At 34.9% G+C, this 20,990-nt stretch carries 18 protein-coding genes and 2 riboswitches; of the genes, 11 read left to right on the top strand and 7 right to left on the bottom strand.

Annotated elements, in window-relative coordinates; translation table 11 throughout:
- Positions 1-3 precede the first annotated feature (3 nt).
- Both K350_RS0100575 and K350_RS0100570 read left to right on the top strand, forming a co-directional pair.
- Positions 4-1,935 carry a transglutaminase-like domain-containing protein gene (locus tag K350_RS0100575; RefSeq protein WP_162144105.1) on the top strand — a complete coding sequence of 644 codons (1,932 nt, stop codon included), beginning with the start codon at positions 4-6 and terminating at the stop codon, positions 1,933-1,935.
- A gap of 9 nt (positions 1,936-1,944) precedes the next feature.
- Positions 1,945-3,915, top strand: coding sequence for a DUF3857 domain-containing protein (locus K350_RS0100570; protein WP_028978255.1), 1,971 nt, complete (start codon positions 1,945-1,947; stop codon positions 3,913-3,915).
- Positions 3,916-4,105: 190 nt separating this feature from the next.
- Here the strand turns inward: K350_RS0100570 and K350_RS0100565 are convergent, their stop codons facing one another.
- Entirely contained in the window at positions 4,106-4,756 is a 651-nt protein-coding gene (locus tag K350_RS0100565; protein ID WP_081670835.1) for a sigma-70 family RNA polymerase sigma factor, read from the bottom strand.
- A gap of 257 nt (positions 4,757-5,013) precedes the next feature.
- On the opposite strand from K350_RS0100565, the gene K350_RS30600 reads away from it, so the two are divergent.
- The 3 genes from K350_RS30600 to K350_RS0100550 all read left to right on the top strand — a co-directional run bounded on the left by K350_RS30600 (position 5,014) and on the right by K350_RS0100550 (position 8,113).
- Positions 5,014-5,640 (top strand): hypothetical protein, encoded by a 627-nt coding sequence (locus K350_RS30600; RefSeq protein ID WP_156026797.1) that lies wholly within the window; start codon positions 5,014-5,016, stop codon positions 5,638-5,640.
- Positions 5,641-5,918: 278 nt separating this feature from the next.
- Positions 5,919-6,017, top strand: a riboswitch (SAM riboswitch).
- A gap of 111 nt (positions 6,018-6,128) precedes the next feature.
- Positions 6,129-7,310 (top strand): PLP-dependent transferase, encoded by a 1,182-nt coding sequence (locus K350_RS0100555; protein WP_028978253.1) that lies wholly within the window; start codon positions 6,129-6,131, stop codon positions 7,308-7,310.
- A 2-nt stretch (positions 7,311-7,312) separates the two neighbouring features.
- Positions 7,313-8,113 carry an alpha/beta fold hydrolase gene (locus K350_RS0100550; protein WP_028978252.1) on the top strand — a complete coding sequence of 267 codons (801 nt, stop codon included), beginning with the start codon at positions 7,313-7,315 and terminating at the stop codon, positions 8,111-8,113.
- Between the two features lie 107 nt (positions 8,114-8,220).
- On the opposite strand, the gene K350_RS32180 is transcribed toward K350_RS0100550, so the two are convergent.
- Together K350_RS32180 and K350_RS0100540 are read right to left on the bottom strand one after the other, a co-directional pair.
- Positions 8,221-8,361: a hypothetical protein gene (locus K350_RS32180; protein WP_156026795.1), complete on the bottom strand. Its 141-nt coding sequence runs from the start codon at positions 8,359-8,361 to the stop codon at positions 8,221-8,223.
- Between the two features lie 63 nt (positions 8,362-8,424).
- Positions 8,425-9,819: a type III PLP-dependent enzyme domain-containing protein gene (locus tag K350_RS0100540; protein WP_028978251.1), complete on the bottom strand. Its 1,395-nt coding sequence runs from the start codon at positions 9,817-9,819 to the stop codon at positions 8,425-8,427.
- 138 nt (positions 9,820-9,957) lie between these two features.
- Between K350_RS0100540 and argS the strand changes: the two genes are divergently transcribed.
- The 4 genes from argS (at position 9,958) to fabG (ending at position 14,081) form a co-directional block, all read left to right on the top strand.
- Entirely contained in the window at positions 9,958-11,748 is a 1,791-nt protein-coding gene (argS, locus tag K350_RS0100535; RefSeq protein WP_028978250.1) for an arginine--tRNA ligase, read from the top strand.
- A gap of 3 nt (positions 11,749-11,751) precedes the next feature.
- A complete protein-coding gene (locus tag K350_RS26795) occupies positions 11,752-12,336 on the top strand; it encodes a glutathione peroxidase (RefSeq protein WP_081670834.1) in 585 nt (194 codons plus the stop codon).
- Entirely contained in the window at positions 12,336-13,244 is a 909-nt protein-coding gene (locus K350_RS0100525) for a 1,4-dihydroxy-2-naphthoate polyprenyltransferase (protein ID WP_037573477.1), read from the top strand. Before K350_RS26795 ends, K350_RS0100525 begins: the two co-directional genes overlap by 1 nt.
- Before the next feature lie 90 nt (positions 13,245-13,334).
- The gene (fabG, locus tag K350_RS0100520; protein ID WP_028978248.1) at positions 13,335-14,081 is read left to right on the top strand and encodes a 3-oxoacyl-ACP reductase FabG; all 747 of its coding nucleotides are present in this window, start codon (positions 13,335-13,337) and stop codon (positions 14,079-14,081) included.
- A gap of 63 nt (positions 14,082-14,144) precedes the next feature.
- On the opposite strand, the gene K350_RS26790 is transcribed toward fabG, so the two are convergent.
- The 4 genes from K350_RS26790 to K350_RS0100500 form a co-directional block, all read right to left on the bottom strand.
- On the bottom strand, positions 14,145-14,816 hold the full coding sequence (locus K350_RS26790; protein ID WP_081670833.1) for an HPP family protein: 672 nt from the start codon (positions 14,814-14,816) through the stop codon (positions 14,145-14,147).
- An 80-nt stretch (positions 14,817-14,896) separates the two neighbouring features.
- The gene (locus K350_RS0100510) at positions 14,897-15,133 is read right to left on the bottom strand and encodes a hypothetical protein (RefSeq protein WP_028978247.1); all 237 of its coding nucleotides are present in this window, start codon (positions 15,131-15,133) and stop codon (positions 14,897-14,899) included.
- A 204-nt stretch (positions 15,134-15,337) separates the two neighbouring features.
- Positions 15,338-15,446: riboswitch (SAM riboswitch) on the bottom strand.
- Positions 15,447-15,639: 193 nt separating this feature from the next.
- The gene (locus K350_RS0100505; RefSeq protein ID WP_028978246.1) at positions 15,640-16,056 is read right to left on the bottom strand and encodes a hypothetical protein; all 417 of its coding nucleotides are present in this window, start codon (positions 16,054-16,056) and stop codon (positions 15,640-15,642) included.
- A gap of 9 nt (positions 16,057-16,065) precedes the next feature.
- Positions 16,066-16,854: a GyrI-like domain-containing protein gene (locus K350_RS0100500; protein WP_028978245.1), complete on the bottom strand. Its 789-nt coding sequence runs from the start codon at positions 16,852-16,854 to the stop codon at positions 16,066-16,068.
- Between the two features lie 228 nt (positions 16,855-17,082).
- On the opposite strand from K350_RS0100500, the gene gyrA reads away from it, so the two are divergent.
- Both gyrA and K350_RS0100490 read left to right on the top strand, forming a co-directional pair.
- Positions 17,083-19,695, top strand: coding sequence for a DNA gyrase subunit A (gene gyrA / locus K350_RS0100495; protein WP_028978244.1), 2,613 nt, complete (start codon positions 17,083-17,085; stop codon positions 19,693-19,695).
- Positions 19,696-19,800: 105 nt separating this feature from the next.
- Entirely contained in the window at positions 19,801-20,904 is a 1,104-nt protein-coding gene (locus K350_RS0100490; protein ID WP_028978243.1) for a tetratricopeptide repeat protein, read from the top strand.
- Positions 20,905-20,990 lie beyond the last annotated feature (86 nt).

Genomic DNA, 20,990 nt, shown 5'->3' with positions numbered 1-20,990 from the left:
AAAATGAATAAATCGTTAAGGAGGACTTTCCTTGTTTATCTGACGTTGATTTGTATTCCTGCAAAAATATTTGCTCAGGATGCAAATTCATTATCCAAACAGTATCCTGACGAATTGGCCATTTACCTGAATAAAAAGAAATCAATCTTTCTGGATATTCAGGCTGATTCCCTGACCATCAATACAGAAAATTATTCTGAAATGATCTATCTGAAAGACAATGCAAATATTCTTTCAGAAAAGGAAATATACTATTCCGGTATGCTTAAGGTTAGTGATGTGGAAGCGAAGTGTATGATTCCTAAAGGCGATGGAGGCTTGAAGACTATAAAAGTAACTGACTTTATTGATGAGGATGTACAGGAGAGAGGTATTTTTTTCAATGATTCAAGGGTTAAAAAATTTATTTACCCGTCCCTTCAAAAGGGAGCAAAATCATCTCTTTTCTATAAAGAGTCCTACCTTGAGCCAAGACTTTTCGGTCCATTCTTTTTCAGCGCTGAGGCATTGTCCTTAAGCTCTGAATTGTCTATTACTTACAATAACAAGATTGAGATCGGATATAAGGTGATAGGAGTAGATGAAAGTGCTCTTGAAAAAAGCGAGATTAAAAAAGGTAATAAAATAATTACAACCTGGAAAATGAAAAACGTTCCCAGGCTTGAACATGATGCTAATGCTCCCAATATAAGGTATTATGCACCTCAGATTATTGTTTACATCAAATCTCTTAATCTTAAAAACGGTACCATTAATTATTCTTCCAACTATAAAGACCTTTATCAGTGGACTTATAATCTTGTAAAGGGCATTAATAAAGATTCGGAAAAAGAGATCAAGGGACTTGTCGATTCTTTACTTGTCGGTGCCAAATCAGACCTGGAGAAATCTAAAAGAATTTTTTATTGGGTGCAGGACAACATCAGATACATTGCTTTTGAAGATGGTTATGGAGGTTTTATACCGAGAGATGCGGAAAAGGTATACAGAAAGAGGTATGGTGACTGCAAAGATATGGCAAACATAACTTCCTATATGCACAAACTTGCCGGCATTCCTGCATATCTGACACTCATTGGTTCAAGAGATATTCCATACGCTGTTTCGGAAGTTCCTTCAAGCTGTAACTTCAATCACATGATTGCTACAGTGAAACTTGATGGAAAATACTATTTTCTGGATGCCACTGGTAAATACCAGTTGCATGGACAGCCTACTTCAATGATTCAGGATAAAGAAGGATTGATAGTAATGGGAAAAGACAGCTGTATGGTGCTTAAAGTACCTTTAATCGACAGAAGCAAGAACAAAATTGTAGATACTGTTCATGTTGATTTTGAAAAAAACAGCTTGAAAGGAAAAGGTAAAAGATATATTGAAGGATATCCTAAAATTACATTTGCCCATGTGTATGGCAACCTCGATCAGGAAGATAAGGTAGACTATTTCAATAGCTTTTTATCTAAAGGAAACAACAAATGCAAAGTAACTAACCCTATTGTTAAGAACGCATCCGAAAGAGAAAAGCCAACTGTTTTAAAGTTCGATTTTCACGTGGAAGATTATTCTTTAACATCGGGTAAGGAAGTGTTTATTAATTTAAATCTCAATAAAGACCTTTCCTCTCTCAACTTCGAATCCTCAAACAGAAAGACGGATTTTGAAGAAGATTATAAATATGAAATGACGGAAGTTACTACTTTTAGTATTCCGAAAGGGTATAAAGTAAAATACATTCCTGAAAACAAAAAAGTTAATGAGAAGGATTTTGGTTTTGATATTCAATATGAATTAAAGAAAGATAAACTGGTGTATACAAAAAAAATATACATCGACTTTCTTATTCTTAAAACAACTCAATTCCCTACGTGGAATAAGATGATTAAAGAATTGAATAAAGCCTATAAAGAAAACATCTCCATTGTAGAAAACTAAACCATCAATATGAATAAGCTTTTTAAAAAAGTTATCTTTTTAGCTATTTTTTGTAATGCAATAACACTATTTGCACAAAAGCCCGAAACTGACAGTTATGATTGGGAAGAAAAGAGGGCCAGGTTTAAGGTAAATGCTGATGATCAGAAAGAGTCTTGTGTTATCTTTAAAAACCATGCTTCTGAAGAGATCTCCTATAATGAGAAAAATGAGCCTTACATTTATTCCGTTCATCACCTTATTGTAGCTGTTAACAATGAGTCTGGAATTGAACAATACAATAAACTTTCAATATCATTGGCGAATGTGATGGATATTGTTGACATCAAAGTCAGGTCAATTAGTAAAGACGGGAAAATTATTCTTACGGATAAAAGTCACATGAAAGAAGTCGAAAACCTGGAGAACAAAGGAGCCTTCAAAGTTTTCGCTGTGGAAGGTGTGGAAGTGGGAAGTGAAATAGAATACATTTATAAGCTCAAAAAATATCCCGCTAACTCTGGAAGAAGATATATTCAATTTCAAAACCCAAGCTACAATTACTCTTTTGAACTAATTGTACCGGAGTTTTTAACCTATGATACTAAAGTTTACAATGGCAATGCACAGGTTAAAGACACTGTTATTGAAAAGAAAAGACACATATCTCTGAAGGTGAATAAAACTAATGCTTTACCTAAGGAAGAATACAGTGACTATTGGGCGAATGTAATGCGTCTTGAATATAAGATCGCAAATAACACGAGCACTGGTAAAACAAAAATCGTAACATTTGCGGAAGCAGCTAAAAGTATATATGCCAACACTCATGTTACAGATTCTAAAATTGACAAACAGGTAGACGGACTTTTAAAGAAAATTAAGCTTGATAAATCTGCTTCGGAAGAGGATAAGATAAAGCTTATAGAAAATCACATCAAAAGTAATTTTATTGTAAATCAAAATGGAGGAAGTGAAAGTTCTCAGATTGATTTTATATTAAAAAATAAATTCGGTTCCAAATTCGGAATGACGAGGTTGTTTATTAAACTCTTCGAAAGAGCCGAAGTAAGCCACAGATTGGCGCTTTCTAATGATAAGACAAGCGAACGATTTGATCCTAAGTTTGAATCATGGGATTACCTTGATGAACAGCTGATCTACTTTGATAAGCTTGACAAGTATATGTCTCCTGTGCAGTTTGAATTCCGTTATCCAATGATTCCTTCATATTTCCTGGGCAATTATGCTATGGTTATCAAGCCTCTTACGGTTGGTGATTTTACAACAGGACTTAGTGAAATCAAGATGATACCTTCTGTTGATTATAAGTTGAATCATGATAACCTCATTATCAATCTGGCTGTTGATCTTGAAAATGACAATTCAACAATCTCAATAGAGAGAAGCTTTAAAGGTTATAAAGCAATGTTTATTCAGCCATATTATGATTTGATTCCTGAAGACAAGCGTAAAGAGCTGTTTGATGAGATTCTAAAAAGCCAGGCTAAAGACGGACATGTTAGCAATGTTACAGTAAAAAATGTAGACAAAAACATATCTCCGTATATTCAGCCAATGCTTATTACAGGTACTTTAAAAAGTGATGAACTGATTGAAAAGGCAGGAGGTAAGTACCTTCTGAAGATTGGCGAAATCATTGGGCCACAGAATGAACTGTATCAGGAAAAGAAAAGAAATACAGAGATCTCTCTTGATTATCCGAATGAATACGTAAGAAAGATTAAATTCGAGATTCCACAGGGATATAAAATTCCGAACCTGAAAGACCTTAATAAGAACATTGTTTTCAAAGACGGAAATGAAAATTCTATGGGCTTTACTTCTACATACAAACAGGAAGGACGAATTGTTACAATCGACGTGGAAGAGTATTACAAAAAGCTTAACTATCCAATCGAGATATTTGAGCAATTCAGAAAAGTAATCAATGCAGCAGCAGATTTTAATAAGATTACCCTGGTTCTTGAAAAAGAATAAGATATCTTAATAAATAATTTAAAGTGCTTATCCGGTAATGCGGGTAAGCCCTTTGTGTTTATTATAGAAAATTTAATCAATGATACTTTGTGACCATAATTGAATTTCACCCATGATCAAGATTGACTATCAATAGTTTTATATTGGGTTCAAGTTATATATAGGTTGGTAAAATTTTTATGAAGAAATTTTACCTGATCATATCAAGCATTTCCATTACTTCACAATAAACAACTTCACTACGATCAGTCGGAAAGATAAATAAATCTGGTAGGTTCAGACTGTCAATGCATAGGTTATCATTCAGAAATGCTTTAGCCCTGATTAATCTGTCGTTGACTTCCTCTTCAGGTATTTCCAGTGATAAAGCAACATCTTGTATATTAGCACTTTCAACTTCAACCATCACATAAACGGATCTCAGGGTTCTGGGCAAACCATCAACAGCTTTTTCCAGTATTTCTTTAAAGCCTATATTGGATACTCCTAAATCAGGAATACTTCGTTTCTTAAAGGCATTGAAGAAATCCTTGCTAAACCAACTCGATTTATTAAGCCTGATAGAAATAATATTTAACAAAATCCTTGTAAGCCAGACAGAAAACTCAATATCTCCTTTAAATTGAGAAAGCCTTAAAAATGCTTTAAGAAAAGTCTCTTTAAGAATATCATCTACGTCTGCGTCATGCCTTGTAACTGACCTTGTAATTCGGAAAAGCCTTAGATTATATTTTTGAATAATAATTCCAAAGAGTTTCTTTTCGCCATTACGAATTTTATCAATTAACTCAAGATCCGTCATAATTTTCCTTATACGGAATTGGAAAAAATATGTAACCATGTGTTAAAAAATATTTGTCTGTTTATAAATTAAAATTGCATTTATTTTCATATTAATGAACAGTAATTACTTAGTATTCACAGCTATAAAAATATGATTAATGAATTAAAAAAATCCTTGTCTATGATGTTTGTAAGCCATTTGGAATGGTCAGATGTTTGTTTAAAAGTGAATTATTGAAAGAATATTCATATCTTGAATTCAACCTAATTTGGTCTAGATTCTATCTTAGACTATTGCATCAACCTATTGAAGTTATGAAAGCTGACTTGTACTTTTTTGTTTTGGCAATTATTGCGGTTTCATGTGCACAAAAGAATACTGAAATCACAGTTGTTACTGATATGCTTGCAATTCAGGATAGTACTCCCAAAGTTGAAAAGCGGATTCAAGAAGACCTTCCTAATGTTCAGTCTCCAATGTTTAATGATAGTATTTTAACGTCATATATCAGTAGTTTAGGACTTGACGAGCAGTATGATATTTCAACTAATCATAATCCCTACATGATAACCGGGTATTTTAATTTGGATGATATTGGGGATACGGCTATTTTATTGCAAGATAAGAAAACTAATAAAGTAGGTCTTTTGATTAAGCATGGAGCATCGAAAGAACATTATTTACTAGGTGCAGGTCAGGAAGTTCTATCTCAGAAATTTGATGATTTTAATTGGGTTGGGGTGTTTCAAAAGGTAAATAAAGGAACAAAGTCGTGCAGCAATATTGATGAAGAAACAGGAGAGATCATGTTAGAAGATGTTCCTGATTCATTAAAAACAACCCTGCCTGCAGATGGTATTTATATTCATGCCTCTGAATCCTGCGGAGGAGGGATAATCTATTGGGATCATGATGAATATAACTGGATTCAACAAGAATAAATAGGATCTATGTTGTATTAAGATTAATAATCTGTTGTTGTGTGCATCTTATGTGGTTAGACTTTTTATCCTGATTAGCTCTTATAATTTACTTTATGGCCCATAATGATGGACAATCATTTCTTTCTTACTAAGCTTTAATTTTCAATATATTATACTTATTCAGGTGGTATTCTTTTCATAAACCTCAAACATAAACCCTACTTTTCCTATAGAGTTATTGTATTTTAGGAATTTCAAAATACCTTTGTATAGAATTACATGCGGTTACTGCATTTAATTTATAAAGAATAGGGAAGAGAGCAGGCTCAATGAACCTATAGCAACCTGTTTCATTTCAAGGTGCTAATTCCTGCCCAATAAGGGAACTATAAATATTACGATGATGAACAAACGATGTAGAATCACCTCAAATAAGTTTTGATAAACCATAACGGTTTGCAATCCTAATTTTCAACCAAATTTTAATCCTGTAATTCACAAAAGCTATGAAATCCATCCAAATAGATAAAATAACACACAGCCATCTCAATGATGCTGCAGAAGATAGTTTACATTTTAATACAACCTGGGATACTTTGAGAAAAATAGAAAAGAAAGTTGCTATTTCTGAATCAGGTATTGAGGCTTTAGCATTTAAATCAATTCGTTCTGCACGATATACACTCATAAAAAACATAGTCGGAGAAAGAAAAAATATCCTGACATTCCATCTTGGTGTATGGGAAATTGAAGCTTTCAAACGAAATGGAATCAAATTGTTCTTTGCCAAAGATTATTCTGATACTAATCTTAAAGATATTATCGCATTAAATAATATCGGTGTGATCTATTTGCAAACAATCGACAGTTTGACATTGGCTGTAGAAGATCTTTCACACATTATTGAACAGGCTCATCAATCTTTGATTCCTGTTATCATTGACAATTCAGCAGGCGGTTTGGGAAAGATATTCAATCCTCTTGAAATAGGAGCTGACTTTGTTATCACTTCGGTTCAAAATTATAGTGCGTTTAACAATACAGCTATTGGAGCTTTTGTGGTACAAGGCTTGAATAGCTGGCAAAAAAAAGATCTATTTCAAATGCTTATTCAAAAATCGTTGCTGGAAGAGCTTAAAGAGCAACGTGAAAAAAACATTGCTCCTGAATTCCTTATAACTGACATAACTGGCGAGCTTATAGAAAACCAGCTCAATATAGAAGAGAAGAAATATAAAGAATATTCTTCTGTTGCTTTTCAACTTGCAAAATGGCTTAATCAACTGGAAACAGTGATGGAAGTGAGTTATCCTGGACTTAAGTCTTCAATATCTAATCTGAATGCCGAAAGGTTTTCTAAAGGTGGATTTGGAAACAGGCTTAAATTCAATTTATGGGATGATAAATTCAGCTTTGGTTTACTAAAGGGATTCTTTGTCGCTGGTAAGCCTGAAGGACTGATTATTGACGTGAATACTACGAACAGAGAGTTTATAATCGAGATTAAGGTTAATAATCTTCAAGTAGTTCTGGAATACTTTCAGCAAGTATTTACTCAGCTAAACAATGAAGTAAACTATAGACTGTATTTGTCAAGACAACTAGAACTCGAACAAGCATTGCAAAAGTTTTTAAGCTTTGGAGTGCCCATCGCATTGATAAAAGAAAAACTAACCAATCAAGTCTGATTATGAGACTATTCAAAGAAAATAAATCTGGAAAGCCCAGCTTATTTCATTTCACTGAAGCAGGCTCAGGAGAGCCGATTTTGCTACTTCACGGTTTGTTCGGAAGGTTGAGCAACTGGCATGAAACGATAAAGTATTTTTCTCAAAAATACAGAGTCATAATTCCAGAATTGCCAGTATATGAAAAATCGTTACCAAAAGAAGGTCTCGATGGATTAGTTGACTACCTTGATAGCTTTATTCAATCCTTGAATCTGGAAAAAGTAACATTAGTGGGAAACTCTCTTGGCGGCCATCTCGCTATACTATATACTGTTAACCATCCTGATAAAGTAGAAAGACTTGTACTTGCCGGAAGTTCAGGTTTACATGAAAATAGCCTTGGTGTTACATATCCGAAGAGAGGATCTTATCAGTATGTGGAAGAAAAAGTCAGAAATATATTTCACAACGAAAGAGTAGCTACCCCTCAGTTAGTTGACGAAGTATACGAGGTCGTTAATAATGTCAGGAAAACCATTAAAGTAATTAAAATGGCCCGCTCTGCTAATACTAACAATGTTGCGTCAGTACTTGACAAAATAAATGTACCTGTACTTCTGATTTGGGGAAAACAAGATAAAGTAACACCTATACATATTGCTCATAGATTTCAAAAACTGATACCAGGTGATGTAACATTACACGTCATAGATCAATGTGGTCATGTGCCTATGATGGAACATCCAGAAGAGTTTAATGGTGTACTTGAAACCTTCTTAATTCAATCTTCAGATTATGTCTTATCAAGTAAAAGAGCTTGATATAGCAATGCTGTACTAGAAATCTTATGAAGAAGTTGAGGAGACTTTAAGATGAAGATTTAAAAGAATAAAAAAGAGCCGTCCCTGGCAGGAACGGCTCTTTTACTTTAGATAGAAGCTTCATCTGAAGTAAATTGCTTCGTTTTTTTAACTTTCGTATCTTTTGAATACGTAGCGCATGTTTCTTCTTTTCTGCAAGCAGATAATAAAAGAACTGCAACAAAGAATAAGTATGGTATTTTTCTCATAATCCAACAAGTTTTTTAGCCTAACCATAATTATTAATCTAACCAGATTCCTTCAGGGATTGTTTAACTCTCGTATCCGAGAATCTTCAGCATTACATTTTTATCTTGTTCAGGAGCAAATAAGGTATCTGTAAAATTGCCGTTTTCATCTTTCTGAATAAGCACATGTTTTGGCGCAGGCACAAGGCAATGCTGAATTCCGCCATATCCTCCTAGTGATTCCTGATAAGCACCTGTATGGAAAAATCCTATTATCTGCTTATTCTGTTCTTGTAGCTTTGGTAGGAATACCATGTTCAGGTGAGCTTCCGAATTATAATAATCCATACTATCACAAGTAATACCACCAATTTTCACTTTGTCGTATTCTTTGTTCCAGTTATTTACAGCTAGTAATATAAACTTTTGATTCAAACCCCATACGTCTGGCAGTGTAGTGATAAATGAACTGTCGATCATATACCACTCTTCTTTATCATTCTGAAGTTTGCTTCCAAGCACTGAATAAAGCACGGCACCGCTTTCCCCCACAGTAAAGCTTCCAAATTCAGTAAAGATATTCGGAACCGGCACCTGATTCTCAGTGCAGATTCTTTTGATAGTTTTCACAATCTGATCGGCCATGTATCCATAGTCATAATCAAAGTGAACGGAAGTTTTAATTGGCCAGCCACCACCGATATCAATGGAATCAAGGTCTGGACAAACTTTTCTCAATTCACAGTATTTGTGAACGAATCTGCTTAATTCACTCCAGTAATATGTAGTATCCTTCATTCCTGTATTGATAAAGAAATGAAGCATCTTAAGCTTAAACTTCGGATTATCTTTTATTTTAGATTCATACAGAGGTAATACATCATTGTATCTGATGCCCAATCTGCTTGTATAGAATTCAAATTTAGGCTCCTCATCAGCCGCTAATCTCATACCTACAAAACATGGATTGGTTACCTGTTCATCATAGGCATTGATCTCATCAAGGTTATCCAGAATCGGAATACAGTTTTTGAAACCTTCATTTATCAGATCACTGATATATTGCGTGTATTCAGGTCTTTTATAACCATTACAGATTACAAAAGTATCTTTGCTGATTTTGCCTTTTTTATGTAGAATCTTTACAATAGGAATATCATAAGCACTTGAGGTCTCAATATGGATATCATTTCTCAGAGCTTCTTCAAGAACAAACTGGAAGTGTGAAGATTTGGTGCAATAACAGTATACATAATTGCCCTGATAGTTATTGTTTGCAATTGCTTCATTGAAGAATTTTTTGGCCTTCTGAATCTGACTGCTGATTTTCGGCAGAAAGGTTAATTTTAAAGGAGTACCATATTTGTTTACTATGTCCATTAAAGGTACTTCATTGAAATGCAAATCATTGTCAACTACTTTAAACTCTTCTGTAGGAAAATAAAATGTCTGTTCAATCAGGTCAATGTATCTGTCCATTATTTGTTCTTAATTGCGGATAGTGCTGTTTAAAATTTGTGCAATATTGCTATAAAATTACAATCTTTGCAACGCCATTGAAGCAAACAAATAAAACTTAATACGGAATTCGTCCAATGGCTGAAAAATAACTTTAAAATGAATTTAGAAAAAAAGATAAAATCAGGAATATCAGAAGCTTTGAAAAGTCAGTTCAGCCTGGAAGATCAGGCAGAATCAATTCAATTGCAACCGACCAAGAAAGAATTTGAAGGTGCTTTAACTTTTGTAACTTTTCCATATACTTCCAAAACCAAGAAATCTCCGGAGCAAATAGGCGAGGCAATTGGTAAATTTTTAAAGGATAATCTGGAGGAAGTTTCTGATTTCAATGTTGTAAAAGGATTTTTAAATCTTGTCATTTCTGATAAAACCTGGCTTTCAATCTTTTCTAATAGCGTTCTAAGTGAAGACTTTGCCGTTTTACCTTCTAATGGTAAAAGGGTAATGGTAGAGTATTCAAGTCCAAATACAAATAAGCCTCTTCACCTCGGCCACTTAAGAAATAATTTCCTTGGTTATTCTGTCTCTGAAATACTTAAAGCCAGCGGATATGATGTAGTAAAAGCTAACCTTATTAATGACAGAGGAATTCACATTTGTAAATCCATGTTGGCTTATCAGATGTGGGGAAATGGAGAAACTCCTCAAACTTCTGGATTAAAAGGTGATCACCTTGCAGGCAAGTATTACGTGCTTTTTGACAAAGAATATAAGAAGGAAATAGATGGGCTTAAAGGTCTGGGAGTAGAAGAAGAAGAGGCAAAGAAGCAGGCTCCTTTAATGAAACAAGCACAGGAGCTTTTATTAAAATGGGAAGAAGGAGATAAAGAAGTCGTTGCTCTATGGGAAAAAATGAATGGTTGGGTGTATGATGGCTTCAATGCAACATACAAAACGATAGGTGTTACTTTTGATAAATTTTATTATGAATCGAATACCTACCTTTTAGGGAAAAACATAGTGGAAGAAGGCCTTGCAAAACAGGTATTCTTTAAAAAGCCTGATGGCTCTGTATGGGTTGACCTAACTTCTGATGGACTGGACCAGAAGCTCTTGTTAAGAGGAGATGGGACATCTGTCTATATAACTCAGGATTTAGGAACTGCAGACCTTAAATTCCAGGAATACAATGCTGAGAAATCTGTCTACGTAGTAGGAAATGAACAGGATTATCATTTCAATGTATTGAAGCTTATCTTGAAGAAGCTTGGTAAAACTTATGCTGATGGGGTGTATCATCTTTCTTACGGAATGGTAGATCTGCCAAGTGGCAAGATGAAATCAAGAGAAGGAACAGTCGTAGATGCAGATGATCTGGTAAAAGAGATGTTGGAAACTGCAGAGGCTAGAACCAAAGAGTTGGGTAAAATAGAAGGGTTCAGTGAGGAAGATCTTCAAGCTTTGTACAAAAAACTTGGTCTTGGTGCACTAAAGTATTTTCTGTTAAAAGTCGATCCGAAGAAGAGAATGCTTTTCAATCCAGAGGAATCTATTGAATTTCAAGGACACACAGGTCCTTTTATTCAATATACTTACGCTCGTATCTCTGCGATTTTAAGGAAGGCAAAACAATTAGGAGTAGATTTCAGACCAGAAGCTTTTTCAAATCTGGACAATATGCAACCATCAGAAAGAGAGGCTATAATCCTGATGACAAAGTTTCCTGAAAAAATTGAGGAGGCAGCGAAAAACTATGCTCCATCAGAAATAGCTCAGTATATCTTTGACCTGGCAAAAGCGTATAATCACTTCTTTGGTGCGGTATCAATTTTCTCAGAAGAAAAGAAAGAAGCACTTGCCTTCAGAATAGCATTTTCTTTCGCTGTAGCCAAAATAATCAATAGAGGGATGCAGTTATTAGGAATAGAAGTACCTGAAAAAATGTAAATTATGAAATTATCACTTAAATTTTCTTTTGTAGTTTTAGCTTTAACATTCATATATGTTCTTCCTGGGTGTGGGCAGATAAAGTCTAAACCTTTGGATGGTAAGGATGCTTTCTTTTCATTCTATTCCCTTAAGGCTTATACTTTGGAAGGAGATTCAATAGACTTTTCGAAATTCAGAGGGAAAAAAGTTTTAATTGTAAATACTGCATCCAAGTGTGGCTATACACATCAGTATGCTGAACTTCAGAAACTTCACGAAACGCATGGAGATAAAGTAGTAATCCTCGGATTTCCTTCTAACGATTTCTTTAATCAGGAGCCTGGGAATAGTACCCAAATCAGGGAATTCTGCACCGCAAATTATGGTGTAACCTTTCAAATGATGGAAAAAGTTACAGTAAAAGGAAAAGGACAGCATCCTGTATTTGAGTGGTTATCTGTAGCAGATAAAAATGGCTGGAACGATCAGGCTCCCAAATGGAATTTTTGCAAGTATTTAATTAATGAAAATGGTGAATTGGTGAAATTTTTCCCTTCCGGATCTACACCTATGGGTTTTGAAATTACAGAAGCGATCAACAAATAATGAGTTCAATAAAAGCATGGGTATCGGCATTTAGGTTAAGGACACTTCCTCTGGCTCTTTCGAGTATCATCATGGGCAGTTTCCTTGCCGCCAATGATGGGAGCTTTAAACTTTTAATCTGTCTTTTGGCAATTTTAACTACAATATTCCTCCAGATATTGTCAAACCTGGCTAATGATTATGGAGACTCCCAAAATGGTGCTGATAGTGTCTTCAGAAAAGGGCCTCAAAGAGCTGTACAATCGGGTAAAATATCACCGGAAACAATGAAAAAAGGAATGTATCTTTTTGGATCTCTTTCATTATTTAGTGGCGTAATTCTTTTGGTAAATGCTATTTCATTTTCCTCGTTGGGTACATTTGGCTTTTTCCTGATATTAGGTATCCTGTCAATTGTAGCAGCCATTAAATATACAGCAGGAAAAAATCCTTATGGTTATGCAGGTCTGGGAGACATTTCTGTATTTCTATTCTTTGGACTTGTTGGTGTCGGAGGTTGTTATTATCTGCATACACATACATTGGATTATAAAATATTATTGCCTGCTTTTGCCTGCGGCTTTTTCTCAGCAGCTGTATTAAACATCAATAACATACGTGATATAGAATCCGATAAGCTTGCAGGAAAATATTCTATTCCAGTAAGGTTAGGTAAAGGAAAAGCTAAAATTTATCACTGGTTTCTACTTATAGGAGGTTTCGGCTCAGCATTTACATACATTCTTCTAAATGAAAACCATTCAGTAGGAAAGTGGCTGTTCTTATTAAGTTTCCCTCTGATATTAATAACCGGAATAAAAGTTACCAAAGAAAATGAATCAGAAAAAATTGATCCTCAATTAAAACTCATGGCTCTTTCAACGTTAGCCTTTGTAATACTGTTTGGATTAGGCTTATTAATGTCCTGAAGCTGTTAATAACTATATCATATTCCTCTTTCTATTTCACTTATTTTTTCTGTATTTAAGCTTTATATTTTATTATAAATTTTTCGGTGTGTGAAGAAGCTAGAAGGAAAAGTTAGTATTATTACCGGAGGAGCCCAGGGTATTGGCAAGAAGACTGTAGATAGATTTTCATCCGAAGGTTCATCTGTTATTATTTGGGATATAGATATTGAAAAGGGTAATGAAACCCTTAAGGAAATAAAAGCAAATGGAATGGAGGATGTGACCTTTATGGAAGTGGACACAACTCGTTTTGCTCAAGTAGAAGAGGCTGCAAGAAGTGTTTTTGCATCAAGAGGACAAATTGATATTCTCATTAACAACGCTGGCATCACCAGGGACGCTGCTTCGATGAATATGAGCATTGAACAATGGCAACAAGTTATAGACCTGAATCTCACAGGTGTTTTTAACTGTACCAAAGCTATTGCTCCTTATATGGTTCAAAAACAATTCGGCCGCATCATTAATACATCGTCATTGGTAGGTATTTATAGTAATTTCGGTCAGGCAAATTACGCTGCAGCCAAATCAGGACTAGTGGGTATTACTAAAGTATGGGCAAGAGAATTAAGTAGACACGGAATTACTGTAAATGCAGTTGCTCCTGGCTTTATCGAAACCGAATCTCTGAAAAATGTACCGGAAAAAATCGTTAGAAGTATTAAAGATAAAATCCCGGTAGGGAGACTGGGTAAGCCTGAAGATGTTTCAAACGCCTATATATTTCTTGCATCAGAAGAAAGTTCGTATATAAGTGGATCAGTACTTACAATAGATGGAGGTTTTGTTTCATAAAGCAGAAAGCGGAAAGGTAAAAGCATCGTAACTTTTAGCTTTTACCTTTCCACATTCAGCTTATTAAACAGTCTCATACTTTTCCTCAATAACGACTTCTTTTAACTTTTCACTTTCAATTTTTAACTTTGGACTTTTAGCTTTCCGCTTTCCACCTTTATTCACGGGATATTTGCGTCCTGAAAGGTTGTTAAATACCATCGCAATTGCAAATAGAATAATAACTCCGGTGGCGACAGGAGAGACCACATACCAGTATCCCAAAGCTTTTATTTTAGCAGAGCCAATATTAGCAATCAGAGCAGTTGCACCTCCGGGAGGATGCAGAGTTTTGGTCATTTGCATTACCATGATACTAAGTGAAACTGCCAGAGTAGATGAGAACCAAAGCGTGTCTGGTAATAATTGAGCCACAGTCACCCCTACAAGTGCTGAAAGTATATGACCTCCAAACAGATTCCTTGGCTGAGATAAAGGGCTGTTAGATACTCCATATAATAATACGGCAGAAGCTCCGAAAGATCCTATTAAAAATATATGATCCTGAACTTCGAATATCTGGCTGTTGATGAGACCAATAAGTCCTATTCCGCAAAACGATCCAAGGAAAGTCCATAAAAGATCACTCTTATGCAACATGGTTTCCCGGTACATGACATATTTGGCAATTCTGAATTTTCGTGAAAGGTTAATGTTGGGTGTACTTTTAAATGGTTTCGATATTTTAATTTTCATTTTAAGGTTAAACCGAATAAAAACGAAGGGCTGCTTCAATTTATATGAAGCAGCCCTCAAATTTATCTAAAAACCAGGAATTAATTCAGATTCCAGGTGCATTGTTTTAGCGGAGATTGACCAGCCACCGCCTGGTCACATTTATAATTAACCATTTCTGAAATTGTCAGATAGGTTTCGTAAGTCAATCCAGGTGTTTCGTTAAAATGATACAGATTAACTGAATATACAGGATTGCAAACTTCGTTATTTTGAGAATTAGAAATTCCAGCTGTGAGTGCCAACGTCTTAAAATTAATAGAAATAGTTTTTGTCATGGCATTAAGGGTTAAATTGTTAAAGGATTGATTTAAACCTGTTACTACAGGAAATTAGCCAAAGCCAACTACGAAAGCTTACAACAACAATAACTGTTGTTATATGCATTTAACGTAATGGCAAAACGAAAGTTTACTGAAGAACCTTGTCCTTTAGTTACTTTTTCTTTTGAATCTCTAAATTGGGCTGTATTCATAAGTGTTAATTTATATGTGTTCCGAAAATCGAAACTAGGATTTAGCACCTTACATTTTTGGTGGCAGGTTGCTAGAAGTTCTCAGAGCCTATTCTCTCCCTTCTTCTTTATAAATCAACTACACACGGTAGGTGATCGCATTACAAATATATGCTACTGGAAATTTTGTTCCAAATAGTTTAACAAAAATAAATTAACCGGTGAATTTATTAAAAAATAATATCCTCAGTCCGGCTGTGATTACCAAACTGAGGATCAGGTAAATTGTTATGAAAAATTTTAATGATGCACTGTTTAACTACATCATTATCAAAGCTTTTCTATGAATTCAAATAATTCGCTTTTAATGCTTTTCATTTCCTTATAAAAACCGTCAACTTTTTCAGTAAGGTCTCGATGCCTTTCTCTATATGCTTCATCATAGTCTTTGGGGCGGTTTTGCATTATTCCAGCCAAATACATTTCATGAGCTTGGGTTTGCATGAAAAGATGTTCCAGCCAGTCATTATGCATTTTACTTAGAATTTTTTCATAATCTCTCAACTCCTCCTTATCATCTTCTGATCTCACTTTCAGAAGTTGCTTATTGATCAGATTCTTAAAAAAACGTATCTCATCCTTCCACAAATCCATTTCACTTAACCATTCTCTGGTCTGTTGATGTAAGACCTCAAGGCTTCCTTCAAGAAGGTAAGAGGTTTTTGGGGATTCCAGTAATTGTGTCATAGCCAACTATTAAATTATTTGAGATATTTTAATTTCTGATACAGGAAATCTTAAAATTGTCACCAACTGATTTGACTTTAAGTCTTCCGGATTTTCAAAATATATTTCATGGTATTTACCAATGAATTCCAGATTTTTACTTTTTGCAAAAGAACGGACCTTTTCTAGAGATTTTTTTCCTTCTGTTCGGCCACCTTTAAATGATGTCTGCAAACTCAAGCCCTCAGAAAGGCGATTTAATGTAATAGACTGGGTAAAAGACCATTCTGGGTTCTCTTCCAAAACCATTTTCTGTGACAAGCCAAGAATGTCTTCGTTGATTAATGCTGGCTCATTGATCATAATTGCCCATTTCCAAATTGTATCCATGTTAAAATCAAATGGTCTATCATCTTTCCACCACAAAACTTCAACAGGAGTGATTCCATTCGCACAAATATTAACCATTGGAGTCTTGGCAGATAAAATTTTTCTAGCATATTCATCAACTTTGAATAGAGTTAATGCTGCTTGCAAAAAATGCATATCAAATATCGCCGGACCTTCTCCATAAAGAGTGAAATAATTAAAATCAGGTACTTCTACCAGTCTAACTTCCTCTATAGAAGGATCATATAAATGCTTGTCCAGATCAATCAAAGCCTCCATTTTATTATATTTTGCATTCAACTTAAATCTTATAAAATTCTGTTCTTCAGAAATTTCAGACTGTTCCTTTCTACATATATAAAAAGCATAAACCAGAAGGTATTTGTTCCATTTAAAATTTGGGGCTAGGCTTACCTTCAGTATAATCAAATTGAAAATCTTGAAAAACTATTGTGTTGTATTGTGCTAATAACCAATACATATCGTTTATTTACTTAAAGTAGTGATTGCATATTGGTTCCATTATCAAAAAAACAGAAAGAAGAAGATCTGAATGTGTATAAATAAAAGCCAAATTTAGGATGCCAAATTGTGGCCATTCACTAAAAATACTTATCTTGCTACATTAAAAAATCCTAATTTCCATTTATAATATCTATGGCTGAAGGCGAAAACATAATTCCTATTAACATTGAAGATGAAATGAGGGGAGCTTACATCGATTATTCGATGTCGGTTATCATTTCAAGGGCATTACCAGACGTAAGAGACGGATTAAAACCTGTACACAGAAGGGTGCTTTTTGGAATGTCAGAATTAGGTGTTAACTGGAACAAACCTTATAAAAAATCCGCAAGAATTGTTGGTGAGGTACTTGGTAAATTCCACCCTCACGGTGACGCATCGGTATATGATTCCATGGTTCGTATGGCACAACCATGGTCATTGAGATATATGATGGTCGATGGACAAGGAAACTTCGGATCTATAGACGGTGATTCTCCTGCGGCAATGAGGTATACTGAGGCTAGATTCAAGAGAATCGCCGAAGAAATGCTTTCTGATATAAACAAGAATACAGTAGATTTTCAACCCAACTTTGATGATTCCCTTGAAGAACCCACAGTTCTTCCTTCAAAGGTGCCAAATCTTTTGATTAACGGAACTTCCGGTATCGCTGTTGGTATGGCTACCAATATGGCGCCACATAATCTACGTGAAGTTGTGGATGGTGTTTGTGCATATATTGATAACAATGACATCACAATTGAGGAGCTGATGGAATTTGTAAAAGCTCCGGATTTTCCAACAGGAGGAACCATTTATGGTTATCAAGGAGTAAAATCGGCATTTGAAACTGGTCGTGGAAGAGTTGTAGTGCGAGCAAATGCCACTTTTGAAAATACTCCTACAGGAAGAGATATGATTGTTGTCCACGATATTCCATATATGGTCAACAAGGCCTCAATGGTGGAAAAAACGGCACAATTGATTAATGAAAAGAAAATCGAAGGAATTTCTGATATCAGAGACGAATCAGATAGAGAAGGGCTTCGCATCGTATATGAATTGAAAAAAGATGCTATTCCAAGTATCGTTTTAAATAATCTCTATAAATACACTCAACTTCAATCATCTTTCGGGGTAAACAACGTTGCTCTTGTCAATGGCAGGCCAATGACAGTAAATCTGAAAGACATGATCAGACACTTTGTGGATCATCGTCATGAAGTGATAGTCAGAAGAACGAAGTTTGAACTGGAAGAAGCTGAAAAACGTGCACATATTTTACAAGGATATCTGATTGCCCTGGATCACCTTGATGAGGTAATAAAGTTGATCAGAAACTCCAGAGATCCTGAAGAAGCTAAAAAAGGTTTGATGGAAAACTTCGGAATGTCTGAAATTCAGGCTAAAGCTGTCCTTGAATTAAGACTTCAGCGTTTAACAGGCATGGAGCGTGACAAAATCGTTAAGGAATACGAAGAAGTTATGGCTTTAATTGCAAGGTTAAATGAAATTCTTAATAGCCAGGAGCTCAGAATGCAAATCATCAAAGACGAGTCTCTTGAAATGAAAGAGCGTTATGGTGATGAAAGGAGAACTCAAATCGTACATTCTGCAGATGATATTGACATAGAAGATATTATCGCGGATGATGAAATGGTTATTACAATTTCACACGAAGGTTATATTAAGCGTACACCATTAACAGAATATCGTTCACAGGCCAGGGGTGGAGTCGGATCAAGGGGAGCTGTTTCAAAAGAAGATGATTTTACGGAACATCTTTTTATTGCAACGATGCACAATTACCTTCTGATTTTTACAGATTCAGGAAAAGTCTTCTGGCAAAAAGTTTATGGAATACCTGAAGGAAGTAAAACATCGAAAGGTCGACCAATTCAGAATCTTATCAATGTAGAGAAAGAAGACAAAGTACGAGCGATTATTAATATAAAAACGTTGGTTGATGTCGATTATATTAATAATAACTTTATCATAATGGTTACAGAAAATGGAACCATAAAGAAAACTTCCCTTGAAGCATTCTCCCGACCTAGATCCAATGGTATACAGGCTATTACAATAAACGAAGGCGATAAACTTTTAAATGTAAGGCTTACCAATGGTAATAATGAAATTGTTATAGCCCTTAAATCTGGTAGAGCAATCAGATTTAATGAAGAACATGTTCGTCCAATGGGTAGAAATGCAGCAGGAGTGAGAGGCGTAACTTTGGCTGACGACGAAGACAAGGTAATTGGTATGGTTTGTCTGAGCTGCTCTGATAATAACCTTCTTGTTGTATCAGAAAAAGGATATGGAAAACGTTCTGATATCGACGACTATAGAGTTACCAACAGAGGAGGAAAAGGAGTTAAAACTCTAAACATTACTGAAAAAACAGGGAAATTAGTAGCAATAATGGATGTTTCGGATAAAGATGAACTGATGATCATCAATAAATCCGGAATTATAATAAGAATGCCAGTTGCTGCACTTAGAATTGTCGGAAGAGCTACCCAAGGAGTTCGTTTAATAAAGCTAAGTGAAACAGATGAAATAGCATCTGTTGCGAAAATTGAAAACCTTGGCCCAACCGAAATTTCGCCAGAAACGACCGATGCTATAGCATCTGAAATCCTGGAAATCGAATCTGAACTTCCTGATGTAGATTCTGAACTTCCAAATGCTGATGCTACTGAAGAGTCTCAGTCTGAAGAAGAAGAGGATGATGACAATGATAATGATAATGATAATGAATAATGGATAATTGATATTTACAAATGCCGGAATTATATTCCGGCTTTTTTTTGTAAGTCACACATAAACAGTTTTTTAACTATTTAAATCTAAAGAATTGATTTAGCTATGAAAAGAATCTTATTTAGTATCATATTAACAGGCTCTTCTCTAATCGGAGTTGCTCAGAACTCTGCTGTTACCAATGCAATCCTTTATCATAAAGATGGAGATTTGATAAAAGCAAAACAGGAAATTGACGAAGCTAGTCAACACGAAAAAACTAAAGCAAATGCAAAAACCTGGTATTACAAAGGGTTAATATACCAGGATATAGCAATGAACCAAAAACCGGAAGTAAAATCGGCTGCACCAGAGGCACTTCAGACTTCCTATGAATCATACAATAAAGCTGTAGAGTTGGATCCTTCTAAAGGCGAATATTCAAAAATGTCTTCAGCAAAACTACAGGAAATCTGGGGCTTGTTTATAAATAAAGGCTTTTCAGAATATGAGGCCAGTAACTATAAACAGGCAATCACAAGTTTTGAAACTGCCCAGAAGATTAAACCTGCAGACACTCTTGCTTACATTAATGCAATTTATGCAGCAGAACAAGTACACGACATGAATGTCATTAAAAACAGTGTGGTTAAACTTAATTCTCTCAACTATAAAAGCCCTGTTCTTTATTATTACCAGATTACAATTGAAAACGAAATAGAAAAAAGTCCTGAAAAGGCTCTTGCAACTGCCAAAAAAGGTCTTGTTGATTTTCCAAATAACAAAACCATACTGGAACTTCAAAAAAATCTTTACTTACAAACAGGTAAAGATTCAGAAGCTACTGCTTCTATTGAAAATCTGGTTAAGAATAACCCTAATGATATAAATCTTCTTAATCAGCTTGCAGTATTATATGGCAAAACTGATACAGATAAAGCTTTGCAGACTTATGGTAAGGTATTAGCCATTGCCCCAAATGATCTGATAGCCAATTTTAACACTGCTGTTATCTATTATAATACAGGAAAGGAAAAACACCAGAAACTTGGTACCCTTAGCGTAGGAGCTTATCAGAAAGAAGGTAAAGCTCTTGAAGCTGAAATCGATGAGTTATTCAAGAAATCCCTGGATCATGCACAAAAAGCAATAGCAAAAGCAGAAGACCCGAGTGACAAGCAACAACTTGATGTGCTAATCAATGAATTAAACAAGGCTATTAAAAAATAAGGGGTAAATCGGACCTTAAGTTACAATACCTGAAAGCTATCTTTCAGGTATTTTTTTTGGATTTCGACAAGGATATTTATTCCACT

It is taken from the genome of Sporocytophaga myxococcoides DSM 11118 (assembly GCF_000426725.1).
Taxonomy (GTDB): domain Bacteria; phylum Bacteroidota; class Bacteroidia; order Cytophagales; family Cytophagaceae; genus Sporocytophaga; species Sporocytophaga myxococcoides.
Note: the sequence above shows the minus strand (reverse complement) of the source record. Positions and strands in the feature narration are given on the sequence as shown.